The sequence below is a fragment of the Nonomuraea sp. 3-1Str genome, from assembly GCF_031570565.1.
Taxonomy (GTDB): domain Bacteria; phylum Actinomycetota; class Actinomycetes; order Streptosporangiales; family Streptosporangiaceae; genus Nonomuraea.
Genome location: NZ_JALHBK010000061.1, coordinates 1 through 6659 on the forward strand (window position 1 = coordinate 1; position 6659 = coordinate 6659).

General features: G+C 73.0%; 2 protein-coding genes and 1 pseudogene. All 3 read left to right on the forward strand.

Annotation, left to right across the window (positions count from 1 at the left end):
- Window positions 1-2547: pseudogene (locus MTP10_RS41725) on the forward strand (hypothetical protein); the annotation flags it as partial.
- 47 nt (window positions 2548-2594) lie between these two features.
- Window positions 2595-5069: an ATP-binding protein gene (locus tag MTP10_RS41730; protein ID WP_310717444.1), complete on the forward strand. Its 2475-nt coding sequence runs from the start codon at window positions 2595-2597 to the stop codon at window positions 5067-5069.
- Window positions 5066-6659, forward strand: a 1594-nt coding sequence (locus MTP10_RS41735; protein ID WP_310717445.1) for a type IV secretion system protein, incomplete at its 3' end; no start/stop codon positions are given. The genes MTP10_RS41730 and MTP10_RS41735, both read left to right, overlap by 4 nt.

Consider the following 6659-nt stretch of genomic DNA (forward strand, 5'->3'; position numbering starts at 1 on the left):
GCGCCCGCCCCGGCCGCGCGCGCCCCGGCCGCCGACCCCCCGCCCGCCCCCGCCGCCGCCCCCCCCCGTCCGGGCCGGGCCGCCCGCGGCGCCGCCTCCCGGCGCGGCACGGCCCCCGCGCTCGGCACCGCCGCCGCGGTCGCCGCCGCTCGCGAGGAGCCGGTGACCGTGCAGGGCGAGTCCTCCACGGTCACGCTGCGGGGCGACGTCACGGTCGGAGGCGACGTCACGGTACGCGGTGACGTCCACGTGGAGGGAGAGGTCACCGTACGCGGAGAGCCGGCGCCCGTCCGCTGGGGCGAGCTGTACGGCGACGAGGCGGCACGGCAGGACGCCGGGTCCACGCCTGAGGGCGGGCCCGGGGAGGGCGACGTCAGTTCCGCCGACCCGGGCGAGACGCGAACCGGCCGGCCCGCCCGCCGGACCGCGGCGGAGACGTCGCAGCCGGTCCGTGAGCGCCGGACCGACCCAAAGCCGGTACGCGGACCCGCCCAGGGTGAGGGGCGGGAGTCCGCCGGACGGCGTGCGGAGCGGTCCGGGGCCCGGCAGGAGCCCGTGGTGGGCAAGCCCATCGACACGGAGGCCCTTCGCCGGCTGCGCAAGCTCGCGGCCAGCGCCGACCCGCAGCCCTCCGCGCCCACCCGAGGCGCCTCACCCGCGCTCCCCGGCCCCCAGACCGGAGCCGTCGCCCCCCAGCCCGATCTACCTGCACCGCCCACTCTGCGCACACCGCCCAACCCCCGCACCGACCTCCCCGCACCGCCGCGCTCCAACGGGTCTCCCGTGGCTCCCGTGGAGAGCGGCGCCGCGGACCTTGGTCCCGGCGCGGAGGCAGGGGGCGGTCGTCGTCTCACGGGTGAGCGTCCGGGGGATGACGAGGCGGCCCGCATGCAACACCGCAAGGGGCAACCGCCCAGGCAGGTGTGGCCGCCGCTCGGTCCCGACTCCGAGCCGGCCCGTCTCATCCCACCGGTTCTCGGCCGTTCCGAGGCCGCGCCCGAGCAGGGGCAGGCCGACACCGAGCCCGAGCAGGCAACGACCGAGCAGGCCACGACCGAGCAGGAGCACCGCGAGTCGGAGGCCGAACAGGAGCGGGCTCACCCCGAGACCGGGCACGCCCAGCCAGAGAGCGCGCGGGCCCAGCCAGAGAGCGACAGGGCCGAGTCTGCTCACGCGGAGGCTGAGCACGCCGAGGCTGGGCAGGAGCAGGCGGCGACCGTCGCGCAGGCGCGCACAGAAGGGGCTGCCACTCCGGTGACGGCTCCCGAGGAGGTTGCGGCCGACGAAGGGCCCACGGCGGTCGAGACGGGTGCGTCCAGGACGGCCGTCTCCCAGACGACGGTTTCCGAGACCGTCGCGTCCGATACGACGGTGTCCGAGACCGTCGCGTCCGATACGGCGGAGTCCGGGACGGTCGCGTCTGAGCGGGGCGCGTCTGAGAGCGGCCCGCGCGAGAGTGCTGGTCATGAGGCCGGACCTCGTGAGGTTGCCCCCCAGGAGACCGCCCCCAAGGAGACCGCCTCCCGTGAGGGCGGGCTTGGGCAAGGGTCTGGGCAGCGGGTTGTGGGGGCGGCGGGGAGTCGGGAAGGGCGGGTGCGGAGGGTCGAGTCCGTCGTCGGGCGCGACTCCGGCGGGTGGCGGCGCATCGCGCAGGTCGTCGTCGGCGGCGGCGGTGTGCGCAGTGACGGGTCCGAGATCGACGAGGCCCGCGCCCGCGCCGTCTTCAGCGGCAGCCGCCGTATCGTAGTGCTCGGTTGCACCGGCGGCGCCGGGCAGAGCACGACCGCGCTGATGCTGGGCCACACCCTGGCCCGCCACCGCGACGACAAGGTGATCGCCGTCGACGCCAACACCGGCGGCGAGACCATGACGAGCAGGGTGACCCCCGAGACGCCCGAGACGCTGGCCTCGCTGCTGGCCGGGCTGGATCATGTCGGCGGCTACCTGTCGATGCGGGGCTACACCACCCGCACCGCCTCCGGGCTGGAGGTGATCGGGGCCGACACCGACGCGGACGCGGAGCGGCGGATGTCGGACCGCACGCTGTTCTCCGACCACCGCCTCGGCCAGGCCATCCACCTGCTCGACCGCCACTACAAGCTGACCGTCGTCGACCCGGCCGCCGCGCTGGCCGCCCGCGTCCTGCCGTACGCGGACCAGCTCGTGCTCGTGGTCCCCGCGAGCGAGGAGGCCGCGGAGGCGGTGGCGATGACGTACGAGTGGCTGGACGGGCACGGCTGCGCGGACCTGCGCAGGCGGGCCGTCATGGTGGTCAACGGGGTGAGCAGGCGCTCGATGTCCGACGTCGAGCAGGCGGAGGCGGTGGCCCGCGGCAGGTGCCGGGCCATCGTCCGGGTCCCCTGGGAGGACGACCTGGCGCCGGGGGGCGCGGGGATCGTCGACCCGGGGCAGTTGCGCGCGGCCGGTCGCCGGGCCTACCTGGCCCTCGCCGGCGTGGTGGTCGCGGGCTTCGCGGCACAGTCCGTCCGAGTGAGCGAAGAGGAGTTGGCGAGTGACCCCCCCGGCACGAGAATCGGTGAGCGTTAAGTGAACGAGCGAGCGTGGACGCCCGGCTCATGCGCCGAGGGGGTGGCATGAGCCGGGCGTCCAGAGCGCACCAGCGCCTCGCGGTCCGTTACTTCGACGACCGCATCCTGCTCACGGACACCAGCGCATGGGCGTACTTCCGCCTGCCGACGGTCAGCTACGAGTTCGTCACGCCCGAGGAACGCGAGGCGCTGGCCACCAACATCACGATTGCGCTGGCCGCGATCAGGATGCCGGACGCCGAGGTCCACCTGCGGGTGGCGCACCGCACGTACCCCGCGGCGGAGTGGGCGATGACGCTGAACGGCACGTCCGACGAGGGGCCGGGCTGGCGCGAGTACCTGGAGGAGATGTACCGGCACGTCTGGGCGAAGGACTTCTGGACGAAAGAGGTGTACCTCGGCGTCCGGCTCGGCCCGCGCGGCCGGCAGATCGGCGGCGGCGTGCTGTCGCAGCTGTTCGGCTTCTACCAGCGCACCGAGAAGGTGCTGGGCATCGCCGACGACCACGTGCCGGACAGTGAGATCGCCCGATGGACGGAGCAGGCCGAGCGGCTCGGCAGGGCGCTGGCCTCCAGCGCCCTGTACGCCCGTCACGCCACCTCCGTCGAGGTGGCGTGGCTGTTCCAGCACGCGGCGGCGGGCGGCATCGGTGATCCGCCTCCGTCGGCCAGCTCGAAGCGGCGCTGGGGCAGGGGCGAGATCGAGTCGCTGGTGGAGGGTGAGATCCACAACGGCCGCTCGTTGCTGCGGATCGTGCAGCCGCAGGGCGACTCGTACGTGGCGCACCTGTCGTTCGCCCGCTTCCCCGACCTCATGCCGTTCCCGGACGGCGAGCCGTGGATGCACTTCGCCGACCAGCTCCCGTTCCCGGTGGAGATCTCGTCGCGGATGCGGCTGATCCCGCCGGTGAAGGCGTCCAAGGACGTCGCGCGCAAGCTGGCGCACGCCCGCGACATGGACATCCACATCCGCGAGGCGGGCGCGGAGGCGCCGATCGCGCTGGCGGAGCAGATCGACGCGGCCCGCATGCTGGAGCACGGCATCACCAAGGAGCGGCTGCCCTTCGTGTACGGCTGGCATCGCCTCATCGTGTCGGCCCCGACCGAGGACATCTGCGTGCAGCGGGTGGAGGCGGTCGTCGAGCACTACCGCGACATGGGCATCGACGTGGTCAACTCGACGGGCGACCAGTTCTCGCTGTTCTGCGAGGCGCTGCCGGGCGAGAAGGTGCGGGTCAACGCCTACGCCCAGCGCCAGCCGCTGCGTACGATCGCGGGCGGCATGTCCACGGCGACCGTCGACCTCGGCGACCGGCTCGGCGAGGGCAGCGAGGGCTGGCACGGCCCGTACATCGGCGAGACCGTGGGCCGGGCGCGCAGCATCGTCCACTTCGACCCGCTGGTCGCGGCGACCCGCAACCGGCCGACGGCCATCGCGATCACCGGCGAGCCGGGCGGCGGCAAGACCACGCTGGCGCTGTTGATGATCTACCAGATGGCCCTGCGCGGCGTCACGGTGGCGGTGATCGATCCGAAGGGCGACGCCGAATCGCTGGTGCAGCTCCTGCAGAAGCGGGGGCGCAGGGCGCGGATCATCCCGCTCGGCTCGGCCGCGCCGGGCCTGCTGGACCCGTTCTCGTTCGGCGACGACATCGCGGCCAAGAAGACCATGGCGACGGAGACGCTGCGCCTGCTGCTGCCGCGCATGTCGGAGGAGCGGGAGTCGGCCATGATCCAGGCCGTCGCCGCCGTGTCCAACGCGCCGGACCCGTCGCTGGGCAAGGTCGTGGAGTTCCTGGAGCAGTCGGAGGACGCGGCCTCCAAGAACCTCGGGGCCGTGCTCCGCTCGATGTCGGAGATGCACCTGGCCCGGCTGTGCTTCGACCCGTCGGGCGGCGACCAGATCGACAGCGAGGGCTGGACGACCGTGTTCACGCTGGGCGGGCTGACGCTGCCGGACGCGGCCACCACCCGCGACGACTACTCCTACGAGCAGCGGCTGTCGGTGGCGCTGCTCTACCTGGTGTCGCAGTTCGCGCGGCGGCTGATGAACGGGCTCGACCGCCGCGCCCCGAAGGCGATCTTCCTGGACGAGGCGTGGGCGATCACGTCCACGCCTGAGGGCGCCAAGCTGGTGCCCGAGGTCAGCCGGATGGGCCGGTCTCGTAACACCGCGCTCGTCCTGGTCTCGCAGAACGCCGGCGACCTGCTGAACGAGCAGGTGACCAACTGCCTGTCGTCGGTGTTCGCGTTCCGGTCCACCGAGCGGGTCGAGGTGGACCACGTCATGTCCCTGCTCGGGGTGGAGCCGTCGGAGGAGCACAAGGCGGTGCTGCGCTCGCTCGGCAACGGCGAGTGCGTGTTCCGTGATCTGGACGGCCGGGCCGGCCGCATCGCAGTGGACCTGATCTCGGAGGAGCTGCTGCGCTGGCTCGACACGAATCCGACGCACGACAAACCCGGCGACAGCGGGCATGATCTTCAAGGGGGAGTGGGCCGAGCGCAGGAGGTACGGTCATGAAGGTCCGGCTACCCAGGCGGCTCGCGCTCGCGCTGGCCCTGATCGCGGGCATCCTCGTGGTCCCGCTCGTGGTGGGTGGCATGTCGCCGGCCGCCGCGGCCCCGTGCGACCTGTCGCCGGCGCTCACCCCCGAGGTGATCGGCAGCGGCGTCGACGGCATGATCTCACCGCCGCCTCCCGAGGGCACGGTCCCGGCGGCGACCACGAACTACGCGCAGTTCGGCATGAGCGGCCAGTTCTGGCACACGTACGGGCTGGGCTGCTCCGACATCGTCGCCGTCCTGGGCAACGGCTGGGCCAACACGGTCTTCCTGTGGGCCAAGGCGATCGACCGGGTGACGATCACCACCTATCAGGCCGCCGCCACGGAGGGGCCGCTCCAGTCCATCAAGAACGTGGTGGACGACATCGTCACGAACCTGTCGGAGGCGATGTACTGGCCGTTCCTGCGCCCGATCGTGATCCTCGGCGCGATCTGGCTGGCCTGGTACGGGCTGATCCGGAAGCGCGCCACGACGACGGCCGAGGGCGTCATCTGGATGGTGCTGGCCGTCACGGTCGCGACCTGGTTCTTCAGCCGGCCGGGTGACTTCACGGGCCTCGGCAAGATCGTCACGGACAAGACCGGCGAGGTGGTCAACTCTGCCTTCTCCGGTCTGCCCGGTGCGGGCGGCGCCTCCTGCCTGCCCGGTCCCGGCCAGACCAACCCGCAGGTGAAGGCCGGCGGCTACGGTCAGACGGGCACCCCGGGGGTCGACCAGAACGCCGACGCCCTGTGGTCGACGCTCGTCTGCAAGCCGTGGCTGGTGGGCCTGTTCGGCACGGCCGACCCGAACGCGCCCGTGGTGCGCGACTACGGCCGGCTCATGCTGGAGACCCAGGCGATCCCGGCGCCGACGGCGGGCCAGCAGGCCGCCGACCCGGCGGCGCACCAGGCGAAGTACGCCGAGATCGCGGAGAAGCTCCAGAGCGACCCACGCTTCGCGATCTTCCAGGGCAAGGACTGGACGTCGCGGCTCGGCGTGGCCATCGGCGCGCTGATCGCCGCCCTGGTCGCGGGCGTGCTCATCTTCCTGGTGGCGGTGTCGCTGCTGGTGCTGAAGGTCGGCTTCCTGCTGTTGCTGATCATGGGGCCGGTGTTCCTGCTGATCGGCGTGCATCCGGGCAGCGGGCGCATCATCGCGATGCGCTGGGTGGAGATGCTCGTCGGCACGCTGCTGCGGCAGGCTGTGCTCGCGCTGGTGCTCGGCGTGCTCGTGTACGGCTATGCGCTGATCATCTCCACGGCGATGCCGTGGGGGCTGCAGATCCTGTTCATGGCCCTGCTGACGATCGCGGTGTTCTTCTACCGCAGGCCGTTCCAGCACCTGTTCGCCTCGATGAACGGCCACACGCTGGCCACCCGCATGCTCGGCGAGGCGGCCAGCTCCCGCACGCTGGAGCGGTCGGCCGTGGCGCTGCCGCCGGTGGCCTCGGCCCGCATCGGGCGCTGGGGCGTGCGCAAGGCGGAGCCGCTCATCCAGGCCGCCGCGACCGGCGCGGCGGCGGGGTCGGCGGCGGCCTCGGCCGTGGCGCAGGGCCGGGCCCGCG